This is a genomic window from Aquipuribacter hungaricus (assembly GCF_037860755.1).
GTDB lineage: Bacteria > Actinomycetota > Actinomycetes > Actinomycetales > JBBAYJ01 > Aquipuribacter > Aquipuribacter hungaricus.
Window position 1 is genome coordinate 1 of the sequence record NZ_JBBEOI010000469.1, and the last position, 934, is coordinate 934.

At 80.2% G+C, this 934-nt stretch carries 2 protein-coding genes; both read right to left on the reverse strand.

Annotation, left to right across the window (positions count from 1 at the left end):
* On the reverse strand, positions 1-276 hold a 276-nt coding region (locus tag WCS02_RS20670), incomplete at its 3' end, for a peptide chain release factor-like protein (protein ID WP_340296194.1).
* Positions 277-394: 118 nt separating this feature from the next.
* Positions 395-934 (reverse strand): dephospho-CoA kinase (coaE, locus tag WCS02_RS20675; protein ID WP_340296193.1); only part of this gene is annotated, 540 nt, incomplete at its 5' end.

A 934-nucleotide genomic window follows, 5' to 3' on the forward strand; every position in this document is an offset into this window, starting at 1 on the left:
GGCCCGGGGGGGCGGCGCGACGGCCTGCCGCAGCGCCGACGCCAGGCGCTCCCGGGCCGCCTGCCGGTTCTGCCGCTGCTGGCGGTGCTCGGACGCGACGACGGTGAGCACGCCGCCGACGAGCCGCCCCTCGAGCCGCTGCGCGAGCCGGTCCCGCTGCACGTCCGACAGCCCGGGGACCTCCAGCGGGCGCACCGACAGCTCGACCCGGCTGTCCGCGGTGTTGACGCCCTGCCCCCCGGGGCCGGACGACCGGCTGAAGCGCCAGGCCAGCATCCCTGCGGGCACGACCAGGCGGTCGCTGACCCGTAGGTCGCCGGACGGGTCGTCGGTGGGCACGCGCCAGTGTCCCGCGCCCCGGCCGCCGACCGCCGCCCCGGGAGCGGCCCCGACCTCAGGCCGGCGGGGACCAGCCGGTCCGCGCCGCCCAGGCCTGCATCTGCGGCCACGCCACGTCGGTGAACCACGGCTCCTTGGCGGCGGCGTAGTCCTCGCGCCGGTCGTGCTGTGCGGCCAGGCGCTGCTTGAGCGCCGCGTAGCCGTCGCGCTCCCCCGGCTCGGCCCGCAGCCAGTCCCGGCAGAGCAGGGCGTAGCGGGCACCGGGCGAGCCGGCCGCCCGGACGTGCAGGTTCACGGCCCGGCCGGGGTCGGCGCTGCCGTGCAGCCGCTTCTCCCAGCCGCCCGTCCCGGCCCCGGGCTTGGGGGTGTCGGACACGACGCCCTCGTGGCGCGGGAAGCCGGCGGTCGCGAGCCGGTCGGCGACGGCGTCCGCCGCCGCGAGGTCCGGGACGACGAGCTGGAGGTCGACGACGTCCTTGGCGGGCAGCCCGGGCACCGCGGTGGAGCCGGTGTGGTCGACCCGCACGGCGGCTTCCCCGGCCGCCCGGGCCACGCGCGCCGCCAGCCGGGCGCCGGCCGCCTGCCAGGCGGGGTC